This is a genomic window from Pseudomonas sp. TE3910 (assembly GCF_056279025.1).
On record NZ_JBWBQN010000001.1, the window covers coordinates 1,139,738 to 1,160,983 of the forward strand.

Genomic DNA, 21,246 nt, shown 5'->3' on the forward strand with positions numbered 1-21,246 from the left:
CTAAAAAAAATGCGGAGAAACACCATGAAACCTAAAATGGCACTTAAGCCTCTGGTTTTCGCACTCGCAGCGGTCATGGCTGTTGCTGCACACGCTGGCGGACGTAATGACGACCACGGTGGTCATAATGGCGGCCATAACGGCGGTCATAACGGCGGTCATAACGGCGGCGGCCACGGTGGCCATGATAACGTTCTGCTGGGCCTGCTGATCAATGCAGGTTCCCTGGCCAAAGTTGGCGACACCCAAAACAACTATGGGAACAGTGTCACCAACCAAGCCACCGAAAATACCGCCACGATGGATAACTCGGCCAACAACTCTCAGGGCAACCTGGGCGTTAACGTGGCCGCTGGTGACGGCAACCAACAAGACAACGTTGCCGCTATCGCCACAGCCGATGAACGTTTCATCTTCGGTAGCGCTATCGCCGACTCCACCGCAACTCAAAACAACACCGGCAACACCGTTAAAAACTACTCGACCCAGAACGCTGCCGCCCTCAACAACTCGGCCAACGGCAGCTCGGGTAACATCGGTATTAACGTTACCGCTGGCGACTTCAACCAACAGAAAAACAACATGGCGATCGCCGTATCCGGTGGCCGTGTGGCCTCAGCCACAGCGAATGCCACTCAGACCACCAATGGCCTGAAAGTCACCAACAAAGCTGACCGCACCTACGACACCCAGACACTCAGCTCTTCGTTCTCCGCTTCAGGCACCTACCAGGGCAACGGCAAAGGCTGGGTCGGCGGCGACGATCATCATGGTGGTGGCGGCCACAACTACGACGATCGTCGTGGTGGTGGCGGTGGTCATGACGACGACAAACAACCGCTCAAATTCCACGAAGAAGGCACCTTTGTGCTGAGCGGCGTAGCCACCTATCAAGTGCTGACCCCAAGCGGCTGGATCAACCCTGTGACCAACAGCGCTTCGCTGACCAACTCGCTGAACGGCGTGTCGGGCAACGTCGGTGCCAACGTCTCGGCTGGCTCGGCCAACCAACAAAGCAACTCGCTGTCCATCGCCGCAGGCTGCAAGGCTTGCCTGTAGACGCAACAGTGAACGGGGCCCTTCGGGGCCCCTTTCCTTGCTTTCACAGGGTGTGAAGACCATGCGAATTGCCCTGCTAGCCGCACTGATAGGTTTGGCCAGTGTGGCCGAAGCCGCACAGATGCCCATCGCCGCCCTGCCTGGCGGTACGGTCATTTACAAGCCGGTTCAAAGCCTGCGCGAGCGGCGCTTCGCGGACCTGGTGCAACAGAAAACCGATTTCAGCTGCGGCGCTGCAGCGCTGGCAACCGTACTCAAACAAGCCTACTGGCTGGACGTGGACGAAGCCCACATCATTGAGGGCATGCTGGCCAACTCCGATCAGGAACTGGTGAAAACCCAAGGTTTCTCGATGCTCGACATGAAACGCTACGTCGAGAGCATTGGCATGCGCGCCCGTGGTTACCGCATCGCACCAGAGAACCTTTCAAGCGTCAGCATTCCAGTTGTGGTGCTGATGGACATTCGTGGCTACAAGCATTTTGTGGTGCTGCAGCGCACCGAAAAAGACTGGGTATACGTTGGCGACCCGGTACTTGGCCACAAACGTTATGCATTCGACGACTTCATCAAAGGCTGGAACGGGATCATTTTCGCCGTGATCGGCCCTGGGTACGACAAGGCCAACGCCCTGCTCGACCCGCCCGTACCTCTGAGCGCCAAGAACAAAATCAACAACTTCCATCCCATCCAGGATGCGGAATTGATGGAGTTCGGCTTCATTCAGAGTGACTTTTTCTAATGACAAGGGGCATGAAGCTCTGGGGAGATACCCGATGAAGACTTCAACCTTGCTGGTTGCCGCCTGCCTGGCAGCCAGTTTGCCTGCCCAGGCGCAGGTATTTAAACCGATCGAGGTAAAAGACAGCGAATTGGCCGGTCTGCGCGGGCGCTATGTGATGCCGGGGCGAATTATCAGCTTTGGTGTTGTGATGAACAGCACCTGGCAGAATGCCAATGGCGACCGCATCGGTGCAACGGCCACAATGCATGTTCAGCAAAACACCTTCAAGCCGCAGTTCTATGTCTCGCTGATCAACGACAAAGGTAATGGCAACGCCACGCCACCAGGCACCGGTAGCGTGTCGGGCGGTTCAGGGCTAAACAACACCCAGGGCGTGACCCAGACATTGCAGGCCGCCGGTGACTACAACACCGCGTACAACAACGTTTCCATCAACGTGAAAGAGGGCAAGACCGCAACAGCCAATGGAACCCCTTCAGGGCAGGTGCTGGCAGGCGGCTCAAGTATCAGCGGCAGCAACGGCGCTGGCACCCTGAACATCTCGGCAGGCGCCAATGGCATCAAGATGGGCATCAACGCCAGCAACAATCAGGGCTATACCGTGCAGAGCCTGGCCCAAGGCGGCCTGTCACAGGCAGCGGTACTGTTGGGCGGGAACAACGTTGTCAGCAACATGACCCAGCTCAATGTGGTGCTGCGTGACAACATGCCCACTGCTGGCGCGCTGAACTGCAACCTTGATCAACTCAAGGGCCTTCGCATCTCAGGATATTGAACTACGCTCTGTCTCAACATTCGTAGTTGAAAGGGACGGCTAACCCATGCATCGTTCGTTTTCACTGAAAGCTGCCGTATGTTTAAGCACATTAATCCCGGCGACGTTCCTCCAAGCGGCGCCGGACCCTCAGGTAGAAGCGTTGAAACAGGAACTGCAGGCACTGCGCCAGCGCTATGACGCACAGCAGCAGGCGCTGATGGTTCTGGAGCAACGCGTTCGCCAAGTCGAAGAGCAACCTGCGGCGCCGCCGCCCAAGCGCTTGACACGCTCACCTGCCTCGCAACCGCGCACGGGCCAAACCGTTGCCGCATCAGGTACTGGCAGCTCCTACGGTGAGTCGCTGAAAGACGACTCGCAACCGGCGCAAAGTGTCTCCAACCTCTATGACGAAGCCAGCGGCTTTTTTGGTGGCGGCAAGTTCAGCGTTGAAACCGGTATTACCTACGCGCGCTACGATACCCGGCAGTTGATTCTCAACGGTTTCCTGGCACTGGACTCGATCTTCCTCGGTAATATCAACCTCGACCGGATCAAGGCCGACAACTGGACCCTCGACGTTACCGGGCGCTACAACCTCAATCAGCGTTGGCAATTCGACATAAACGTACCCGTGGTCTACCGCGAATCCACCTACCAATCCGGTGGTGCTCAAAACAACGCTCAAGGTATTACCGAACAAACCGTTACCCGTGACCCCACCATCGGTGATGTCAACTTTGGCGTGGCGTACAAGTTCCTCGACGAATCGGAAAGCCTGCCAGATGCGGTCTTTACCCTTCGGGTCAAAGCGCCAACCGGCGAAGAGCCCTTTGGTATCAAGCTACTCCAGGATCCCAACAACGACAGCCTGTTCTACCCCGAGGACCTGCCGACCGGCAACGGCGTCTGGTCGATCACACCGGGCATCTCGCTGGTCAAGACATTCGACCCGGCGGTGCTGTTCGGCAGCCTGAGTTACACCCATAACCTGGAGGAGTCGTTCAGCGATATCAGCTCTACCGTGGGCGTGAGCCACCCAGGCAAGGTCAGGCTGGGTGACAGTTTCCAGCTGGGTGCGGGGATCGCGTTTGCGCTTAACGAAAAGATGAGTATGTCGTTCTCGGTGTCCGACCTGATTGTCAAAAAATCAAAAATCAACCAAACGGATACCAATGATGGCTGGGTCACTGTGCCCAGCAGCGATGCCAACGCCGCCTACTTCAACGTTGGCATGACCCTGGCTGCCACCGATAAGCTGACCATCGTCCCCAACCTGTCGATCGGCCTGACCGACGACGCCCCGGACTTTACCTTCAGCCTGAAATTCCCGTACTACTTCTAAGCATCAAGCACGCCTTGTGGTTGCCTGCAGGTAGCTTCCACAAGGCCAACCTACGCCCGGCAGTCAAAAATCAAGCATCGGTTGCTGATTGTGTGGCTGCTCGGCCAACCAGCGTTCAAAGCTGTCGGCCGGCATGGGTCGACCAATCAGGTACCCTTGCCCCTGGTCACACCCGGCATTGCGTAAAAATGCATGCTGGGCATGTGTCTCGATACCTTCCGCCGTAATGCGAAAGCCCAACGCGTGCCCCAGGTCAATGATCGACTGGGTAATCGCAACCCCGTCGTCATCATCAGGCAAATCCTTGATGAACGTGCGGTCGATTTTCAGGTGATCAATCGGCAGCACTTTCAGGTAGGCCAGCGAAGAGTAGCCCGTACCGAAGTCGTCGACAGCAGTTGCCACGCCCATCTGCTGCAACTGCGTAAGAATCTCGCAGGCATGCTGCGGGCTCTCCATGAGCAAGCTCTCGGTAATTTCCACCTCCAGCAATGTTGCAGGAAGATCGTAACGTTGCAACGCACGAGACAGGCTCTCGACAAAGTCGCTGCGCTCAATCTGCAACGCTGCCACGTTGATTGCCAACGGCCCGGGCAAGCGTTCACACGCACGCCAGCAGGCAAGCTGAGCGCACGCAAGATCGAGCACTTTCTCGCCGAGCGGAATGATCAGACCAGTACGTTCGGCCAGCGGAATGAAATCTGCCGGAGACACCAGGCCGTGCTCTGGATCACGCCAACGCAACAACGCTTCCGCGCCTTCGACACGGCCACTGAACAGATCGATCTTGGGTTGGTACCACAGTTCAAATTCATTCTGCTGCAACGCTCGGCGCAACGCGCCTTCAAGAAAGATCCGCTGCTGCAACTGCTGGGTCATGTCGGGATGGTAGGTGCGATAGGTATTACGGCCGCCTTCCTTTGCTGCATACATCGCCGTATCGGCATGGCGCAGCAAGCTGTCACAGGTATGCCCGTGCTCGGGGTAGAAGGCGACACCTATACTACCGGTGACCAGCGCGGCCGTGCCCTTTAGGTCGAAGGGCTGCTGCATGGCCAGCAGCAACCCTTGTACCTGCGCCATGACCTGATCGTCATGAGGGCAACACAATACAAATGCAAACTCATCGCCGCCCAAACGGCACGCCGTGTCCTGGGCCGTGAGCAGCTCGACGAAACGCCGGGTTGTCTGCTGAAGAAGGAGATCGCCCAACGGGTGACCGAGGCTGTCGTTGACCAGCTTGAAACCGTCGATATCCAGTATCAACACGCCCAAGCGCTCGCCGTTGGCAATGGCAAGTTCAAGACGCCGCTGGAACAACAGCCGATTGGGCAGCCCCGTCACAGCATCATAATGCGCCGACTGTTCCAGCCGAGCCTGCGAGCGTTTCAGCTCATCGTTACGCTGATGAATCACCTGGTTGCTACGGATCAACTGCGCTACGAACAAGCAGAACACGCCAGTGCAGGCCAGGGAGAACATAAACAGCGGCGAAGCGAACAGGCTCATCGTCGGCCAACCGCCCTGAGGGGTTGCTGCCAACTGCCAATGCCCACCCGGCACATCAACGTTGAGCGTCACGCCAGGCTCGTTGAACAACGCAGCCTGGCCCCAAATGACCGCGCCTTGATCCCCGCGACCGTCGGCGCCCCGCAAGGCCAGTTCAAACGCGCCGTCTTGATCCAGGCCCGCGGCCTTGAGCAGGCGGTCGGTATCGGCAACGATCGAGAGGTTGCCCCAATAGGTATTGCCCGACGGACCACCGACAAACACGGGACGCCGATAGATCAGCCCTCGCCCGCCTTGATAAAGGTCAACGGGCCCGGCCAGCACCGCATGATGACTGTCCCGCGCGCGCTGTAGCATCGGGTATTGCGTCGGCAATGTCCGATAGTCCAGCCCGAGCACACGTTGATTGCCCTCCAGTGGGAAGACATCCGCGACAACATCCGCAGGCGCCACCGCGATGTGCCGTATATAGGGCACTGAAGCGATGGCCTGACGAGCCATGTCGTGGAAATGTTCAGGCGTGATAGTGCCATCAGCGCTGATGAGCTGAGCAATCCCTTCGGTTTCGCCGAACGCAGAACGTAGTTGAGCCTCAAGGCCGGCACGCAAGCCTGAAAGCCGCGCACTGGCATTGCCCATCAACTCGCTTTCCTGGCGCTGCACATCCAGATGGCCCAATGTCACCGACAAACCGATGCCCACCACCGCGAAACCGATCGGTAATAGCCTGAACAAAGGCATGCGCATGCTGCGGGGCCAATTCCAGATACGAGCAAACGTTACGGTTCTGGTTGTCATACGCCTGCTTTTCACTGACGGGGCGACAGTTTATCGACCTTTTTCGAACAACATTGAGCGGTGCTGGCTTTTTTTTACAGGCTGGCGCTATGCTGCAACTGAATCGTTTCACCCACATTCCAACAAGAGGTGCTACGCATGAACCATCTGCTTGATTCACTGTTCCCCAACGCCACCGAAGTGCCTGAAGCCTGGCGTTTGAGTGAACCGCTGGAGCAGCGCGATTACCTGGTCGACGGCCAACTGCAACAATGGCATGGCCCGCTGGCGACCGTGCGCAGCCCAATCTGGCTGAAAGGCCCTGACGGCGAACAGCAGGTGATTCTGGGCAGCGCGCCACTACTGGATGCCGAGACCGCGCTGACTGCGCTGGATGCCGCCGTACGTGCCTACGACAAGGGTCGCGGCGCCTGGCCCACGCTGCGTGTAGCTGAACGTATCCAGCACGTCGAGGCGTTCCTGGCACGCATGCGCGAACAGCGTTCTGCCGTGGTCAAACTGCTGATGTGGGAAATCGGCAAGAACCTGAAGGACTCGGAGAAAGAGTTCGATCGCACCTGCGACTACATCGTCGACACCATCAACGCACTCAAGGAACTGGACCGCCGCTCCAGCCGCTTTGAACTGGAGCAGGACACCCTCGGGCAGATACGCCGTGCGCCCTTGGGCGTTGCGCTGTGCATGGGGCCTTACAACTACCCCTTGAACGAAACCTTCACCACCCTGATTCCAGCGCTGATCATGGGCAACACCGTGGTGTTCAAACCGGCCAAGTTCGGTGTGCTGTTGATCCGCCCATTGCTTGAGGCGTTCCGCGACAGCTTCCCTGCCGGGGTCATCAACGTCATCTATGGCCGTGGCCGCGATACCGTCAGCGCGCTGATGGCCAGTGGCAAGATTGATGTCTTCGCGTTCATCGGCACCAACAAGGCCGCCAGCGACCTGAAAAAGCTCCACCCGCGCCCACACCGCCTGCGCGCAGCCCTGGGGCTGGATGCGAAAAACCCGGGGATCGTGCTGCCGGACGTCGATCTGGACAACGCAGTCAGCGAAGCAGTGACTGGTGCGCTGTCATTCAACGGCCAGCGGTGCACTGCACTGAAGATCCTCTTTGTGCACGAACAGGTGGTCGAGCAGTTCCTCGATAAATTCCAGCAGAAGCTGGCAGCGCTCAAGCCCGGCATGCCCTGGGAGGCCGGTGTCAGCCTGACGCCACTGCCTGAGCCGGGAAAAATCGAATACCTCGATGGCCTGGTTGCCGATGCCCTCGCCAAAGGCGCCGAGGTGATCAACCCCAATGGTGGGGACAGCCGCGGTTCGTTCTTCTACCCGGCCCTGCTCTACCCGGTGAACGCCGACATGCGCGTGTACCACGAGGAACAATTCGGCCCGGTAGTGCCGGTTGTGCCCTACCGTGATCTACAGACCGTGATCGACTATGTACTGGACTCGGACTTCGGCCAACAACTGAGCCTGTTCGGCAATAATTCTGCGCAGATTGGCAGCCTGGTCGATACCTTTGCCAACCAGGTGGGCCGTATCAATCTCAATGCCCAGTGCCAGCGCGGCCCGGACACCTACCCGTTCAATGGCCGAAAAAACTCTGCCGAAGGCACCTTGTCGGTCCATGACGCGCTACGCGTGTTCTCGATCCGTACACTGGTTGCAACCCGATTCCAGGAAAGCAACAAGCAACTGATCAGCGACATTATCCGTAACCGCGAGTCGAGCTTCCTCACTACCGACTATATTTTCTGAACGACAGCAGCACCGCTGACATTCCCGTTTCCCAGCGCAAGAATCACTGCCTTGTGTGGGTGACAGGTGACGTTGCGGTGCATTTCGCTTACCTTGCCGACAAAGGATTTCTGGCCAGGACCGTGCATGAGAATCATCGAGAAAAACACTACGCTGGTGCGCACCCTTACCGCCGCCGAGCACGACCTGGTTTGTCGCTTTGTCGACGGCAGCCTGGAAGGTCATCGCCTGTTACAGGCCAACCAGTTCCTGATGAAGGTGCGCGCCGCTGGCCATTGGTTGGCATGCGAATGCCAGCAACAGGTGATGCCAATACTCAATGTCACCCTCAATAGCAACACCGGCACGCTGTTTCTGAAGAACAACCCAGGCACCCCCGAACATGCTGTCGACTGTCCATTCGGCAAGGCAGCACGCGAGGGTGAAAGCATACGTAGCGAACACACTCAGTTTCCAGCGGCATGGCTGCCCCCTGATACGCCACTGCGCTTGATCGGGGACTTTCCTCGCGACGAGGACACCAGCACTGCAAGCGGCACGGGCGAAAAACGCGAACAGCAAAAGCTGCTGTCCCTGCTGCTGACCCTGATCGAAGCCAGCGGCCTGAACGTCTATGCCACACACCTGAAGAAAGACCTGAGCGGACAGTTCGCCGAGCTGCGCGGAGTCGCCAGCCGCTACCCGTTGGTCGAGCGGGTACCGGCGAGCAACTACCTGGAAACCCGCCTGGACATGAAGCACATGATGATGCTCAAGGCACGCCTGCGAGAATCATCGGCCTTTGGCAACCACCGGCGCTATGGTTTGATCCTCGATTGCGTCAACCAGATCAAGGCACGCAAGGTATTCAACGACCGTAGCGAAGACGGCTTCGACTTCCAGGGGCATCACCTGCTCTGGGGTGGCAGCAAGACCCCGGGGCCGTTGTTGGCGCTGGCGATCTATTCCCCGATCCGTGCAGGCAGCCACTTTTACGAACTGATCCATGTCGCCAGCGTACCCGTACTCTCGCGCGGGCAGTTGTTTCCGATCTACCGCGACGAAGAGCGCGAGCCATTGAAGATGCTGCAGTCGCTGATCGACTGGATGGCCAGCAAGGGGGTCAAGGTCATCATGCGCCGACCGGTCATCGGCGCCGAGGTCATGGATGAGCTGGTGCTCAGCTCCGACCAGGACCGCGTGTTGTCCGTATCACTCACCGAACAACCCCTGGGCCCGGAACCGGAGGTCGAACACTTCAAGCGTTACGCCGACTTCAAGAGCCTGGACACCTTCCGCAAGTACGTGGCGGGCTTTTTCATGCGCGAACGCGATTGAGGCGTAGCCATGAGCCGGTGATTGGCTGATCGCCATCTTTTTACGACGCCCAGCAGCCTTGGGTGCTGCTGCAACATGCATGGGACACTCACACAGCCCCCGCCACCAGCGAACGGTAACGCATTCCTCAATCTGCGTAGGATTTTTCCCAATCCGCCTGACGTGACCGAATGTGCCCAATCACGAGGGTATGCTTTCCTCCTGCACCGACCAGCACTCATGCTGCCAACTGATCACAGGAGAGAACATGGCTTCCATCAACGCCGCCGTCTTGCCCCCCATCGCCCACGGGAAAATCACTCCACAACCGGTACGTGCCGGATTGGCTGCCAGCCCGGCAACGCCCGCAACGCTGGAAAGTGTGCAGGTCAACCTGTCAGAAGCGGGCACGAACAAGTCGGCACAAGCGAATGGCAAGAACGCTGATATCGACGCCAGCAACCTGCCCGATAACGTGAAGAAGGTGTTGAAGTCGGTTCGGGAAATCCAGGAGCGGATCAACAAGACGATGGATGAGCTCAAAGCCGTGATGAATGATCACATGCTGCCGATAAAATTGCGTGAGGCGAAAATCAATGGTTTGCAAACAGTATTAGCCTGCCTGACCAGCGACCTGAACAAGGCCACCCAGCTGTTACGCCGGACAGAAAACGAGATGAAACTGTCAACAGCTGAAAAAAGCCTGTCCAAGGCACTGGCCAACCCCTATCGATAACCCGGCACTCCTCATCAGGTGTGCACAAGGGATAGCCCATTGCTGCATGTGAGCCTCAGTTCCTGACAGCTTCCTGACCTTATGAGCCCTCAGCTACCCGCAGCAACACGCGCAGCGGACACTTGTTCGGGCACTGTGGTGCCTTCCCGGGAGCAACCGCACCCAGATGTACGCTACGGGTGTATCTTCGGTACGGCTTCAACCGGTTGAGCCGAATGCTGCCGCTCTGCCTGTACATGAGCGACCAGTTCGGCCAAGGCCCGACTGCTGGACAATTCATCGGCGCGAATACCGGCGACGGTCAATGCACGACCGTGCGCATCCTGCTCCAACTGGATGGTCAGCGAGCCGTCATCAAGGCAGGACACCACGCAGTGAGAAGGCAAAAAAGCCTGTTCGATGACCTGACGTAATTCCAGGCTGCAAATGCCGTGTAATGACATGATCAACTCCTGCGTACAAGGTGGTTGAAAACGCAGTAATCCCCCTGTTTTCCGCGCATTTCAAATTGATAAATACGATGCCTGGCAGGAGCGTCATGCACCGCCATTATTCTTGTACAACAACAGCATTGACTCACTGTTTTGTACAACCCTGTACAGCCCCGACACAGCGCCGCGAAAAGGCCAATGGCCGGGCGCCCCCAAAGGGTCGCCCAGCGTCAAACTCACTTGCCTGCGGTCAAGGTGGTGTAACTGGTGATCAGGTTGCGGTAATCCGGAATATGGTTGGAGAACAGGGTGCCCAGCCCTTCGATATCGTTGCGCCAGTCTCGGTGCAGTTCACAGGCGACACCGAACCAGGTCATCAGTTGCGCACCGGCAGCCGACATACGGTCCCAGGCCGACTGCCGGGTGATCTCATTGAAGGTGCCGGACGCATCAGTCACCACGAACACCTCGAAGCCTTCGGCAATCGCCGACAGGGCCGGGAACGCCACACACACCTCGGTCACGACACCGGCAATGATCAGTTGCTTCTTGCCGGTGGCCTTGACCGCCTTGACGAAGTCTAAGTTGTCCCAGGCATTGATCTGTCCTGGCCGGGCGATGTACGGCGCCTCGGGAAACTGAGCCTTGAGTTCCGGCACCAAAGGGCCGTTGGGGCCACTTTCAAAACTGGTGGTGAGGATGGTCGGGAGGTTGAAATACTTTGCCAGATCACCCAGCGCCAGCACATTGTTCTTGAACTTGTCCGGTTCGATGTCACGTACCAACGACAGCAGCCCAGCCTGATGGTCAACCAACAAAACCGCTGCATTGTGCTTGTCCAGACGGGTGTAAGGGACGCTCATGGTCTTGCTCCTTGTCGTTGAGGTACGGCGTGCGGATCGCAATACGGATACACCAGACTAGTCGGCGTTGTGGTCGCCGGCCTTGCCTTTGGTCATCTGGCCGAAGCGACCGGCATGAAAGTCGTCAAACGCCTCGGCAATCTCGGCCTCGCTGTTCATCACGAACGGGCCGTAACCGACGATCGGCTCGTCAATCGGCTCGCCACTGAGCAGCAGCACACTGGCATCCTGAGTTGCCTCCAGCAGCACCTCATCGCCGTCACGCTCAAACAGCACCAGTTGTGCCGCACCAGCGCCCTGCTCGCCGTTGACCCTCACCTCGCCGCGCAACACTACCAACGCCGCGCTATGGCCCACCTCGAGCGGCAGCGACAATGACGCCCCGGCGTTCAGGTGGATGTCCCAGACGTTCATGGGCGTGAAGGTCCGGGCCGGGCCTTTATGGCTAAGGTACTCACCGGCGATCACCCGCAGGCTTCCCCCATCGTTGGCCAATGGCACACGCGGGATATCGCCATTGAGCAGGGTCTGGTAGCCCGGCGCTGCGAGCTTGTCGCGTGCCGGAAGGTTGACCCACAACTGCACCATTTCCAGGGTACCGCCGGTGGCCGCAAACGTCGCAGCGTGAAATTCTTCGTGGAGAATGCCTTTGGCCGCGGTCATCCACTGCACATCGCCCGGGCCGATCATGCCGCCTGCCCCCGTTGAATCGCGGTGCTCCAACTCGCCCTGATACACAATGGTCACTGTTTCGAACCCCCGGTGGGGGTGCTGCCCGACCCCACGCCGGGCAGCGGTCGGGGTAAAGGTGTATGGGCCGGCGTAGTCCAGCAACAAAAACGGGCTGATGTGCCGCGCCAGGTTGTCGTAGGTGAACAGGCTGCGAACCGGAAAGCCGTCACCCACCCAATGGGGCTGGGGGCTGCGGTAGATGCCTTGGATCGTTTTCATGAGATACCTCCTCTCGTGCATGGCTATAACAATACGTATGCAACGACAGTGGCGGTAGACCCGCAAAAACGCCCTCAGCGTTCCATCTACAGAACAGTCGGGGCAGGACCGTGCAAGAGAAAATCCTCGACGCGCTTGGCACTGTCAGCAGGATGCTCCTGCATGAAGCAATGCCCACCGGGCACCACTGCCGAGGTGACGCTACGGTTGATGCTTACCCAGCGCGCGACCGAGGGCGGTACGAAGGGGTAGGTCTGCTCGCCGTGCAAAACCAGCGTTGGCGTCCTGACCTTGGCCAAGGATGCCCATAACCGCCGTGGAAAGGAACTGAACAATTCCATCTCGCGGCTGGGCCGACACTTCAACGCCACCCCTTCGCCACAATCCGTCAAGGCATGCTCCACATAAGCCTGCAACGCCGCATCGCTCCAGCCCTTGAAGGTTCCCCGCCCCTGAAGCCCTACATGGGCAGCGGCACGGTCCGGCCAGTGGCTACGGCGCGTGGCCGCCTTGCGCGCCAAGGTATGCCGACGGTGCATGCCCACCATCGACGCCACGCCCAACACGGCGATCATCGAGCGGCTGAACAGCACCGGATCAAGCAACACCGCCCGCTGAAACAGCGTCGGTTCATGGGCCAGGATCAAACTGGTCAATACCCCACCGAAGCTGTGCCCCAGCGCAAAACAGGGCACGTCAGCATAGGCGCCACGCCCAGCCTCAAAGGCCTCGACAGCCAACTCGGCGGTACGGTTCCAACCAAGAAACGCCCCGCCGTGGTCGCTGTCGCCATGGCCCTGGACATCGCTCAGCCACAGATCGAAGGACTCACTGAGCACCTCCAGCATGGGCCGGTAGGCCAGACAGCAGAAGCCGGTGCCGTGCAGAAAATGCAACAACGGCTTGCCACTGGGCGGCGAACGCCAGCCACGCAAGGTGAAACCGGCTGAAGACGGAAAAGACCACGGAACGAGGTGCATGCAAGTCACTGAACAAAGGGCGGCACAATAGCCAGGGAGGCTGATTACAACGTCGCCCCCTGGCAAGTTCAAGCACCGTGCAATTTAGTCGGCGTGTTTGTCTGAAATCGCCGGTTCCACGCCTGGCACGCTTACTGAAAACTGTGTGAGGCAAACAACAATGGGTACAGCGAAATCACCAGCAATGCCGCCATCAGCCAATTGAATGCCATCAACCAGCGCGGGTTCTGCAACACCTGGCGCAACGCACTGCCAAACATGACCCAGACACAGACACTGGGCAGGTTGACCAATGCAAACAGTGTGGCAATGACCATGACATTGGTCAGGTAACCCTGCGCCGGGGTGTAGGTGGTAATCGCACCAACCGCCATCACCCAGGCCTTCGGATTAACCCATTGAAACGCCGCCGCGCCCCAGAACCCTAGTGGCCTGGGCGTTTCCGAGCGGGTCGCCGACAGCGGGCCGGACGTTGCGATCTTCCAGGCCAGGTACAACAGGTATGCGGCACCCACGTAACGCAACAGGGTGTAGAGGGGAGGAAACGTCTTGAATACTTCACCCAGTCCAAAGCCTACCGCCAGCACCATGACCATGAATCCGACACTGATGCCGACTGCGTGAGGAATCGAACGACGCACGCCAAAATTCACCCCGGAGGCCAGCAGCATGGTGTTGTTCGGCCCCGGCGTAATCGAGGACACAAAGGCAAAGAGCACAAAGGCTAGAAGCAGATCGAGGGAGGCAAACATGGCGGCGGCATCCTTGGAGTCGTTGTGTCACGACACTAACGGAACCCGCAGCGGCAACAGCCATACAGTTACCGGAAAATAGTGCACTACACCTACCTGTGCCGCACCTGCGTGATGACGCCTGCCGACTACCCACGGGGCAAGCGAATCCGGAACTGCGCACCGCCCAGCGCCGACTGCTCCGCCGTCAGGCTTCCACCCTGGCTCTCGATCGCCCGTCGGCTGATCGCCAGGCCAAGCCCAAAACCACCGGTGGTGCGATCGCGGCTGCGGTCCAGGCGGTAGAACGGCTGGAAAATCCGCTGACGCTCCTCAGGTGGAATGCCAATGCCGTCGTCTTCCACCGTCAACAGGCAGGCACCCTGCTCGTCCATGTCCACGCGCAACAGCAAACTGCGGTGACAGTAGCGCATGGCGTTTCGTATCAGATTCTGAACCGCCCGCGCCGTGAGCCTCGGGTCGAGCACGAAACGCGGCAAGCCGGCTTCGGCCCGCACCTCCCACTCAATGCCACGGCCATCCAGTTCCTCGGCGAAACTGCCGAGGATACTGTCGACATACTCGGTCAACGACACCTCGACGCGTTCAGCCAACTGCCCTGGCGTCTGCAAGCGGCTGTAGGACAGCAGTTCCAGGACCAGCTCATCCAGTTCCCGCACATGGCCAACCAGTTCCAGCAGGCGCTTGCGACTGGCCGGCGGCACTTCGTCGAACAGCAACACCAGCCCGAAGTCGAGCCGGGTCAGTGGAGTGCGCAGTTCATGGGAGACGGCATTAAGCAATTCACGCTGTTGGGTCAACAAGCGCTCAATATCCTGGGCCATGGTGTCGAAGACCGTGGCCAGGTCGCCGATATCCGAGCGCGGCGAAATGTGCGTACGCTCCGACAACTGCCCTTGGCCCAGACGCTGGGCCGTCGCCTGCAGCCGTTTCAGGTCTCGCCAGTGCGGCCAGACCCAGAGCAACAGGCAACTGAGCAAGGCCGCGCCGATCAATACGGTAATCCCCCAGGACAACAGGTTGATCTCCAGTGGGTCCGGCGGGTTGCGCAACTCAACCAGCCACTGGTCGTCCAAGGGGGCAATGGCGGTGCTGTAGTAGCCCCATTCGCCCACCCGGACGACAAACTGCCCGGCGCCCAGCCTCGCGCGCTCGGCAGGGCTCAGTTCGGTCTCGTCCTGGCGGCGCAATTCGACTTCCAGCGGTGCAAAGTCAGCCGCCAACGCTTGCGCCACTTCAGGCCACTGGGTCGAGGGCACGTGCTGGAACTGCTTGAGCATCAAGCGCTGCACACCTTGGGCCTGCTGCAGGTTGTAGGCTTCGTAGCGCTCGTGGAACACGCTCAGGATCAGCTCGGGAATCAGGAAGATGGCCCCGGCGTAGCTGACGATGGTGATCAGGTACAGGCGGACAAGGATTTTCAGCATGGTTCGGGCAGCGCCTTCAGCATTCCCATTCGACTCGGCTGAACAAGTAACCCTTGCCCCACACCGTCTTGATCTTGCGTGCTTCGCCCGCATTGTCGTCAAACTTGCGGCGCAACTTGGAGATAGCGACATCCACCGAGCGGTCAGTGCCGTTGAACTCGATACCGCGCAGGTGCTGCAGGATGCAATCCCGGCTGAGTACCGTGCCGGCATTACGCGCCAGCACCACCAACAGGTTGAACTCGCCGCTGGACAACTCCACCGGTTGCGCGTCCCAGTGCACACTGCGCTCGGTGAGGTCGATCTGCAGGCCACCGATCTGGATCAGGTCCGAAGCCACTTGAGGTTCATTGACACTACTGCGCCGTAGCAACGTGCGTACCCGCGCCAGCAGCACCCGAGGCTCACAGGGTTTGCTGACATAATCGTCGGCCCCCATCTCAAGGCCCAGCACCTGGTCATGACTGTCATCACGCGCGGTGAGCATCAGGATGGGCAACACGGCCGACTCGGCACGCAGCAGGCGACACACCTGCAAACCGTCCAAGCCCGGCAGCATCAGGTCGAGGATGACCAGGTCGGGCTTGTTACGGCGTGCTTCCTCAAGCACGTGGTCGCCGCGAGCGATCACCCGGACGAAAAAACCGTTGCGTTGCAGGTAGCTGGCGATCAGTTCGGACAGCGCGCTGTCGTCTTCGACCAAAAGAATATTTGTCATGGAAAGTGCGTAAGCGCAAATGAGTCCGGCAGGATATCGAACCTCGCACACGCGAGGCGGTAATCTTCACACTTTTTCACAGACCGCCTACAGAGCTTAACAGTTGCGTCGGGGGTGCCTGCCTTAGCATGGCCGGGTCATTTTCGGAAGATCCGCATGTCCAGCCCAAGCCCCTCCCGTCTACGCACCCTGCCCGCCCTTGTCCTGCTCGGCCTCACGCTGGCGGCCTGCGACAAGCAAGCCCCGGTCGAAGAAAAAGCACCGCCACGCCCTGTTTCGGTGGAAACCGTGCGTGTCGAACCCTTGGCCATCAGCAGCGAGTTGTCCGGGCGCATTCTGGCCCCGCGCACCGCAGAGGTACGCGCGCGAGTCGCCGGCGTGGTGCTCAAGCGGGTGTACCGCGAAGGCAGCGACGTCAAACAGGGCGAGGTCTTGTTCCGCATCGACCCGGCACCGTTTCAAGCCGACTACGACAGCGCCCGTGCCGCCCTGGCCAAAGCCGAGGCCAACCAGTTCCAGGCGCGCCTGCAGGACCAGCGCTACAGCGAGTTGATCGCCATCAATGCGATCAGCCGCCAGGACTACGACAACGCCCGCGCCGCCGCCCTCCAGGCCAATGCGGACGTCGCTGCTGCCAAGGCGGCACTTGAGCGTGCGCGCTTGAACCTGGGGTATGCCACCGTCACCGCGCCGATTTCCGGGCGTATTGGCCGCGCCTTGGTCACCGAGGGCGCACTGGTCGGGCAGAACGAGTCGACGCCTCTGGCGACGATCCAGCAACTGGACCCGATCCACGCCGACCTGACCCAGTCCACCCGGGAGCTGAACGCGCTGCGCCGGGCACTGCGCGCCGGCGAGCTGCAACAGGTCGGCCAGGACCAGGCACGTGCCACGTTGATCCAGGACGACGGCACGGCTTACCCGTTGCCCGGCAAGTTGCTGTTTTCGGACATCAGTGTCGACCCGAGCACCGGGCAGATTACCTTGCGCAGCGAGTTCCCCAACCCTGATCTTGACCTGCTGCCGGGCAGTTTTATCCGCGTTCGCCTGGAACAGGCCATCAAGCAACAGGCAATCAGCGTGCCGCAGCGCGCCATCCTGCGTGACAGCGCCGGCCAACCGCGAGTGCTGCTGGTGGATGCCGAGCAACGCATCAGCGAGCGCCCGATCGTGCTGGGCAGCGCGCAACAGGACCGCTGGATCGTCAGCGAAGGCCTGGTTCCGGGCGAGCGCGTAGTCATCGAAGGCCTGCAACATGTGCGCGTAGGTGATCAGGTGCACGTCACCCCTGCCGCCAAGGATGCCGCTTCTGTCGTACAGACCACTGGCCAATGAGGGCCTGATCAATGCCGCAATTTTTCATTGACCGCCCGGTGTTCGCCTGGGTGGTCGCGCTGTTCATTCTGCTGGCCGGCGCGCTGGCCATCCCGCAACTGCCGGTGGCCCAATACCCTAACGTAGCCCCGCCACAGGTAGAGATCTATGCCGTCTACCCGGGTGCATCGGCACAGACAATCGATGAGAGCGTCGTCAGCCTGATCGAGCAGGAGCTCAACGGTGCCGACCATCTGCTGTACTTCCAGTCGCAAAGCAGCCTGGGCAGCGCCACCATCACCGCCACCTTCGAGCCGGGCACCAACCCTGAACTGGCTCAGGTGGATGTGCAGAACCGCCTGAAGATCGTCGAGTCGCGTTTGCCGCGCGCGGTCACCCAGCAAGGCCTGCAAGTGGAGAAAGTTTCCACCGGGTTCCTGATGCTGGTGACCCTGACGGCTGAAAACGAGTCTCTGGACGAAGTCGCCCTCAGCGACTTCCTAGCGCGAAACGTCATGAACGAGATCCGCCGCCTCAACGGTGTCGGCAAGGCGCAGCTGTACGGCGCCGAGCGCGCCATGCGCATCTGGATCGACCCGCAGAAACTGATCGGCTTCAACCTGACCCCCGAAGACGTCAACCTGGCCATTGCCGCACAAAACACCCAGGTAGCCCCCGGCAGTATCGGTGACCTGCCAGGCCGGGCGACCCAGGAAATAACCGCCAACGTGGTAGTCAAAGGCCAACTGTCGACACCGGAGGCGTTCGCCGACATCGTTTTGCGGGCCAACCCGGACGGCTCGCGAGTAACCCTCGGCGACGTCGCACGGGTAGAGATTGGCAGCCAGGAGTACCAGTTCGGCACGCGCTTGAACGGCAAGCCGTCGACCGCCTTCAGCGTGCAACTGTCACCGGGTGCCAACGCCATGCAAACCGCGACCCTGGTCCGCGCCAAGATGGACGAGTTGTCGCGCTACTTTCCGGCAGGCGCCCGCTACGACATCCCCTATGACACCTCGCCGTTCGTGAAAGTCTCCATCGAACAGGTCATCAACACCCTGCTCGAAGCGATGCTGCTGGTGTTCGCGGTGATGTTTCTGTTCCTGCAGAATATCCGCTACACCCTGATCCCGACCCTGGTGGTGCCTGTGGCGCTGATGGGGACCTTTGCAGTAATGCTCGGCATGGGGTTCTCGATCAACGTACTGACCCTGTTCGGGATGGTGCTGGCCATCGGCATCCTGGTCGATGACGCCATCGTGGTGGTGGAAAACGTCGAACGGATCATGGCCGAGGAAGGCCTGCCGCCCAGAGAGGCCACCCGCAAAGGCCATGGGCCAGATCAGTGGGGCCATCGTCGGGATTACCCTGGTGCTGGTCGCGGTGTTCCTGCCGATGGCCTTCATGCCAGGCTCAGTGGGAGTGATCTATCAGCAGTTCTCGCTGGCGATGGCGGTGTCGATCCTGTTCTCGGCCTTCCTCGCCTTGAGCCTGACACCCGCCCTGTGCGCCACCTTGCTCAAGCCCATCGAAAGCGGTCATGCGCAAAAGCGCGGTTTCTTTGGCGCGTTCAACCGGCGCTTCGAGCGCCTCACCGACGGCTACCAATCCTGGGTGACCCATGCCCTCAAGCGCAGCGGACGCTACCTGCTGGTGTACGGCCTGCTGCTGGCCGGCCTGGGCTACCTGTTCAGCCAACTACCCTCCTCGTTCCTGCCGACCGAAGACCAGGGCTACACCATCACTGACGTCCAGCTCCCGCCCGGTGCCAGCAAGCCACGTACCGAGCAGGTTGCGGCGCAGATCGAAGCGCACAACGCTGAAGAACCCGGTATCGGCAACACCACGGTGATCATGGGCTTCAGCTTTTCCGGCACCGGGCAGAATGCGGCGCTGGTCTTCACCACACTCAAGGACTGGTCCGAGCGAAGCGCCGAGGACAGTGCAGCGGCCATCGCCGAGCGCGCCACCGCCGCTTTCAGCCAGTTCAAGAACGCAATTGCCTACTCGGTGCTGCCACCGCCGGTCGACGGGCTTGGCACGTCCAGCGGCTTTGAGTTCCGCCTGCAAGACCGTGGCGGTCTCGGCCACACCAACCTGATGGCCGCACGCGATCAGCTACTGGCCGCTGCCGAGAAAAGCCCGGTGCTGATCAACGTACGTGAAAGCGCCCTGGCCGAAAGCCCCCAGGTGCAACTGGAGGTAGACCGCAAGCAGGCCAACGCCCTGGGCGTTTCCTTTGCCGACATCGGCACCGTGCTCAACACCGCCATCGGTTCGACCTACGTCAACGACTTCCCCAACCAGGGCCGGATGCAGCGGGTGGTGGTACAGGCCGAGGGCGACAGACGCAGCCAGGTCGAAGACCTGATGAAAATCCATGTCCGCAACAGCAGCGGCAAGATGGTGCCACTGTCGGCGTTCACCCGCGCCCATTGGGTCTCCGGGCCGGTGCAGTTGACGCGCTACAACGGTTATCCGGCGATCGCGGTGTCCGGTGAACCAGCGCCCGGCTACAGCTCGGGCGAGGCCATGGCAGAGATCGAGCGCCTGGTCAGCCAGTTACCACTGGGCATGGGCCTGGAGTGGACCGGCCTGTCGCTGCAGGAGCGGCTGTCCGGCAGCCAGGCGCCCATGCTGATGGCGCTCTCGCTGCTGGTGGTGTTCCTGTGCCTGGCGGCGCTCTATGAAAGCTGGTCGATCCCGACCGCAGTGCTGTTGGTGGTGCCGCTGGGCGTGCTGGGCGCGGTGCTCGCAGTGACCCTGCGAGGCATGCCCAACGACGTGTTCTTCAAGGTCGGCCTGATCACCTTGATCGGCCTGTCGGCGAAGAACGCGATCCTGATCATCGAATTCGCCAAGCATCTGGTGGACGAAGGCCACGACCTGATAGACGCGACGGTACAGGCCGCGCGCCTGCGCCTGCGCCCTATAGTCATGACCTCACTGGCGTTCATCCTTGGCGTCGTGCCGCTGGCCATAGCCACTGGTGCCAGTTCGGCCAGCCAGCAGGCGATCGGCACCGGGGTAATTGGCGGCATGCTCAGCGCAACGCTGGCCGTGGTATTCGTACCGGTGTTTTTCGTGGTGGTCATGCGCCTGGCGGGCACGCGACGACGCCAGCCTGAGGGTACGGTCAGCCTGGAAAGCTGATGGACAGCCAAAGCCGGTCATGGGATCGTGAGCGGCTTTGGCGCTACAGGTAAACATTCATGATTCAGCTTCCGTCGCCCTGCTCCATCCTCCTCTTGGCGGGCGGTCGTGGCCAGCGTATGGGCGGACGCGACAAGGGCCTGATTCCCTGGCACGGGCAGCCCCTGATTGCCCACGCCCAGGCCGTGGTGCGTCCACTGACCGATGACCTGATCATTTCCTGTAACCGCCACGCCGAGCAGTACCGGCCCTATGCCGATCATCTGGTCAGTGACGAATCAGGCGACTATCCAGGCCCGTTGGCCGGTGTGCTCAGCGGGTTGGCCCAGGCGCGTCACCCGTGGCTACTGGTGCTCGCGTGCGATGCACCGCTGATCGACCGCACACTGGTTCTTGACCTGCTGAGCCAGGCGAACGATCAGGGGCGACCGGCGATGATCCGTCAGGATGGCCACTGGCAACCGATGTTCTGCCTGCTGCCGAGCAGCCTGCTCGACGACCTTCGCCAGCGCTGGAGCCAGGGTGAGCGCAGCCTGCTGCGAGCCCTGCTGGCACAGCCACTGCAGGCGCTGGAGTATCCGCTGGACGATCCACGCCTGAGCAACTTCAACTCGCCAGAGCACCTGACGCCATGACTGTCAGCAAGCGCGAACCAGA

Annotated in this window: 17 protein-coding genes and 1 pseudogene; 10 read left to right on the top strand and 8 right to left on the bottom strand. The window is 60.2% G+C overall.

Annotated features, from left to right (window positions below; all coding sequences use genetic code 11):
• The first annotated feature begins 24 nt into the window (after window positions 1–24).
• The 4 genes from ACZ9H3_RS05000 to ACZ9H3_RS05015 all read left to right on the top strand — a co-directional run bounded on the left by ACZ9H3_RS05000 (window position 25) and on the right by ACZ9H3_RS05015 (window position 3,903).
• Window positions 25–1,059, top strand: a complete 1,035-nt coding sequence (locus ACZ9H3_RS05000) for a heme utilization protein (RefSeq protein WP_476219943.1) — start codon at window positions 25–27, stop codon at window positions 1,057–1,059.
• Between the two features lie 61 nt (window positions 1,060–1,120).
• A complete protein-coding gene (locus tag ACZ9H3_RS05005; RefSeq protein WP_476219945.1) occupies window positions 1,121–1,801 on the top strand; it encodes a C39 family peptidase in 681 nt (226 codons plus the stop codon).
• A 34-nt stretch (window positions 1,802–1,835) separates the two neighbouring features.
• Entirely contained in the window at window positions 1,836–2,579 is a 744-nt protein-coding gene (locus tag ACZ9H3_RS05010; protein WP_330523881.1) for a hypothetical protein, read from the top strand.
• A gap of 46 nt (window positions 2,580–2,625) precedes the next feature.
• Window positions 2,626–3,903 (top strand): transporter, encoded by a 1,278-nt coding sequence (locus tag ACZ9H3_RS05015; protein WP_099774967.1) that lies wholly within the window; start codon window positions 2,626–2,628, stop codon window positions 3,901–3,903.
• A 63-nt stretch (window positions 3,904–3,966) separates the two neighbouring features.
• Here ACZ9H3_RS05015 and ACZ9H3_RS05020 read toward each other — a convergent pair whose 3' ends face one another.
• Complete coding sequence (locus tag ACZ9H3_RS05020; RefSeq protein ID WP_476219948.1) at window positions 3,967–6,153, bottom strand: putative bifunctional diguanylate cyclase/phosphodiesterase; 2,187 nt, start codon at window positions 6,151–6,153, stop codon at window positions 3,967–3,969.
• Window positions 6,154–6,348: 195 nt separating this feature from the next.
• Between ACZ9H3_RS05020 and ACZ9H3_RS05025 the strand changes: the two genes are divergently transcribed.
• The 3 genes from ACZ9H3_RS05025 (at window position 6,349) to ACZ9H3_RS05035 (ending at window position 10,000) form a co-directional block, all read left to right on the top strand.
• On the top strand, window positions 6,349–7,968 hold the full coding sequence (locus ACZ9H3_RS05025; protein WP_476219950.1) for an NADP-dependent glyceraldehyde-3-phosphate dehydrogenase: 1,620 nt from the start codon (window positions 6,349–6,351) through the stop codon (window positions 7,966–7,968).
• Window positions 7,969–8,094: 126 nt separating this feature from the next.
• Window positions 8,095–9,285, top strand: coding sequence for a hypothetical protein (locus ACZ9H3_RS05030; RefSeq protein WP_476219952.1), 1,191 nt, complete (start codon window positions 8,095–8,097; stop codon window positions 9,283–9,285).
• Between the two features lie 247 nt (window positions 9,286–9,532).
• Window positions 9,533–10,000 (top strand): chemotaxis protein, encoded by a 468-nt coding sequence (locus ACZ9H3_RS05035; RefSeq protein ID WP_476219953.1) that lies wholly within the window; start codon window positions 9,533–9,535, stop codon window positions 9,998–10,000.
• A 173-nt stretch (window positions 10,001–10,173) separates the two neighbouring features.
• Here the strand turns inward: ACZ9H3_RS05035 and ACZ9H3_RS05040 are convergent, their stop codons facing one another.
• The 7 genes from ACZ9H3_RS05040 to ACZ9H3_RS05070 form a co-directional block, all read right to left on the bottom strand.
• Window positions 10,174–10,443 carry a DUF1652 domain-containing protein gene (locus tag ACZ9H3_RS05040; RefSeq protein ID WP_102051610.1) on the bottom strand — a complete coding sequence of 90 codons (270 nt, stop codon included), beginning with the start codon at window positions 10,441–10,443 and terminating at the stop codon, window positions 10,174–10,176.
• Between the two features lie 224 nt (window positions 10,444–10,667).
• Window positions 10,668–11,294, bottom strand: coding sequence for an isochorismate family cysteine hydrolase YcaC (gene ycaC, locus ACZ9H3_RS05045; protein ID WP_476219955.1), 627 nt, complete (start codon window positions 11,292–11,294; stop codon window positions 10,668–10,670).
• Window positions 11,295–11,351: 57 nt separating this feature from the next.
• On the bottom strand, window positions 11,352–12,245 hold the full coding sequence (locus tag ACZ9H3_RS05050; RefSeq protein WP_099774978.1) for a pirin family protein: 894 nt from the start codon (window positions 12,243–12,245) through the stop codon (window positions 11,352–11,354).
• Between the two features lie 86 nt (window positions 12,246–12,331).
• Entirely contained in the window at window positions 12,332–13,225 is an 894-nt protein-coding gene (locus ACZ9H3_RS05055) for an alpha/beta fold hydrolase (protein WP_476219957.1), read from the bottom strand.
• 131 nt (window positions 13,226–13,356) lie between these two features.
• Window positions 13,357–13,977 carry a LysE family translocator gene (locus ACZ9H3_RS05060; protein WP_102051607.1) on the bottom strand — a complete coding sequence of 207 codons (621 nt, stop codon included), beginning with the start codon at window positions 13,975–13,977 and terminating at the stop codon, window positions 13,357–13,359.
• A gap of 128 nt (window positions 13,978–14,105) precedes the next feature.
• Entirely contained in the window at window positions 14,106–15,404 is a 1,299-nt protein-coding gene (locus ACZ9H3_RS05065; protein ID WP_454241686.1) for an ATP-binding protein, read from the bottom strand.
• A 16-nt stretch (window positions 15,405–15,420) separates the two neighbouring features.
• Window positions 15,421–16,122, bottom strand: coding sequence for a response regulator (locus ACZ9H3_RS05070; protein WP_065757602.1), 702 nt, complete (start codon window positions 16,120–16,122; stop codon window positions 15,421–15,423).
• A gap of 156 nt (window positions 16,123–16,278) precedes the next feature.
• Between ACZ9H3_RS05070 and ACZ9H3_RS05075 the strand changes: the two genes are divergently transcribed.
• The 3 genes and pseudogenes from ACZ9H3_RS05075 (at window position 16,279) to mobA (ending at window position 21,224) form a co-directional block, all read left to right on the top strand.
• Window positions 16,279–17,457 carry an efflux RND transporter periplasmic adaptor subunit gene (locus tag ACZ9H3_RS05075; protein ID WP_476219961.1) on the top strand — a complete coding sequence of 393 codons (1,179 nt, stop codon included), beginning with the start codon at window positions 16,279–16,281 and terminating at the stop codon, window positions 17,455–17,457.
• Between the two features lie 11 nt (window positions 17,458–17,468).
• A pseudogene (locus ACZ9H3_RS05080) lies at window positions 17,469–20,589 on the top strand (multidrug efflux RND transporter permease subunit).
• Between the two features lie 59 nt (window positions 20,590–20,648).
• A complete protein-coding gene (mobA, locus tag ACZ9H3_RS05085) occupies window positions 20,649–21,224 on the top strand; it encodes a molybdenum cofactor guanylyltransferase MobA (protein ID WP_099774992.1) in 576 nt (191 codons plus the stop codon).
• Window positions 21,225–21,246 lie beyond the last annotated feature (22 nt).

What these genes read in the sequence shown, in the direction of transcription:
- ACZ9H3_RS05025 (WP_476219950.1), top strand. Translation starts at nt 6,349, where the DNA reads ATGAACCATCTGCTTGATTCACTGTTCCCCAACGCCACCGAAGTGCCT.
- ACZ9H3_RS05015 (WP_099774967.1), top strand. Translation starts at nt 2,626, where the DNA reads ATGCATCGTTCGTTTTCACTGAAAGCTGCCGTATGTTTAAGCACATTA.
- ACZ9H3_RS05050 (WP_099774978.1), bottom strand. Translation starts at nt 12,245, where the DNA reads ATGAAAACGATCCAAGGCATCTACCGCAGCCCCCAGCCCCATTGGGTG.
- ycaC (WP_476219955.1), bottom strand. Translation starts at nt 11,294, where the DNA reads ATGAGCGTCCCTTACACCCGTCTGGACAAGCACAATGCAGCGGTTTTG.
- ACZ9H3_RS05065 (WP_454241686.1), bottom strand. Translation starts at nt 15,404, where the DNA reads ATGCTGAAAATCCTTGTCCGCCTGTACCTGATCACCATCGTCAGCTAC.
- ACZ9H3_RS05055 (WP_476219957.1), bottom strand. Translation starts at nt 13,225, where the DNA reads ATGCACCTCGTTCCGTGGTCTTTTCCGTCTTCAGCCGGTTTCACCTTG.
- ACZ9H3_RS05040 (WP_102051610.1), bottom strand. Translation starts at nt 10,443, where the DNA reads ATGTCATTACACGGCATTTGCAGCCTGGAATTACGTCAGGTCATCGAA.
- ACZ9H3_RS05035 (WP_476219953.1), top strand. Translation starts at nt 9,533, where the DNA reads ATGGCTTCCATCAACGCCGCCGTCTTGCCCCCCATCGCCCACGGGAAA.
- ACZ9H3_RS05060 (WP_102051607.1), bottom strand. Translation starts at nt 13,977, where the DNA reads ATGTTTGCCTCCCTCGATCTGCTTCTAGCCTTTGTGCTCTTTGCCTTT.
- ACZ9H3_RS05020 (WP_476219948.1), bottom strand. Translation starts at nt 6,153, where the DNA reads ATGCCTTTGTTCAGGCTATTACCGATCGGTTTCGCGGTGGTGGGCATC.
- ACZ9H3_RS05005 (WP_476219945.1), top strand. Translation starts at nt 1,121, where the DNA reads ATGCGAATTGCCCTGCTAGCCGCACTGATAGGTTTGGCCAGTGTGGCC.
- ACZ9H3_RS05000 (WP_476219943.1), top strand. Translation starts at nt 25, where the DNA reads ATGAAACCTAAAATGGCACTTAAGCCTCTGGTTTTCGCACTCGCAGCG.
- ACZ9H3_RS05030 (WP_476219952.1), top strand. Translation starts at nt 8,095, where the DNA reads ATGAGAATCATCGAGAAAAACACTACGCTGGTGCGCACCCTTACCGCC.
- ACZ9H3_RS05010 (WP_330523881.1), top strand. Translation starts at nt 1,836, where the DNA reads ATGAAGACTTCAACCTTGCTGGTTGCCGCCTGCCTGGCAGCCAGTTTG.
- mobA (WP_099774992.1), top strand. Translation starts at nt 20,649, where the DNA reads ATGATTCAGCTTCCGTCGCCCTGCTCCATCCTCCTCTTGGCGGGCGGT.
- ACZ9H3_RS05070 (WP_065757602.1), bottom strand. Translation starts at nt 16,122, where the DNA reads ATGACAAATATTCTTTTGGTCGAAGACGACAGCGCGCTGTCCGAACTG.
- ACZ9H3_RS05075 (WP_476219961.1), top strand. Translation starts at nt 16,279, where the DNA reads ATGTCCAGCCCAAGCCCCTCCCGTCTACGCACCCTGCCCGCCCTTGTC.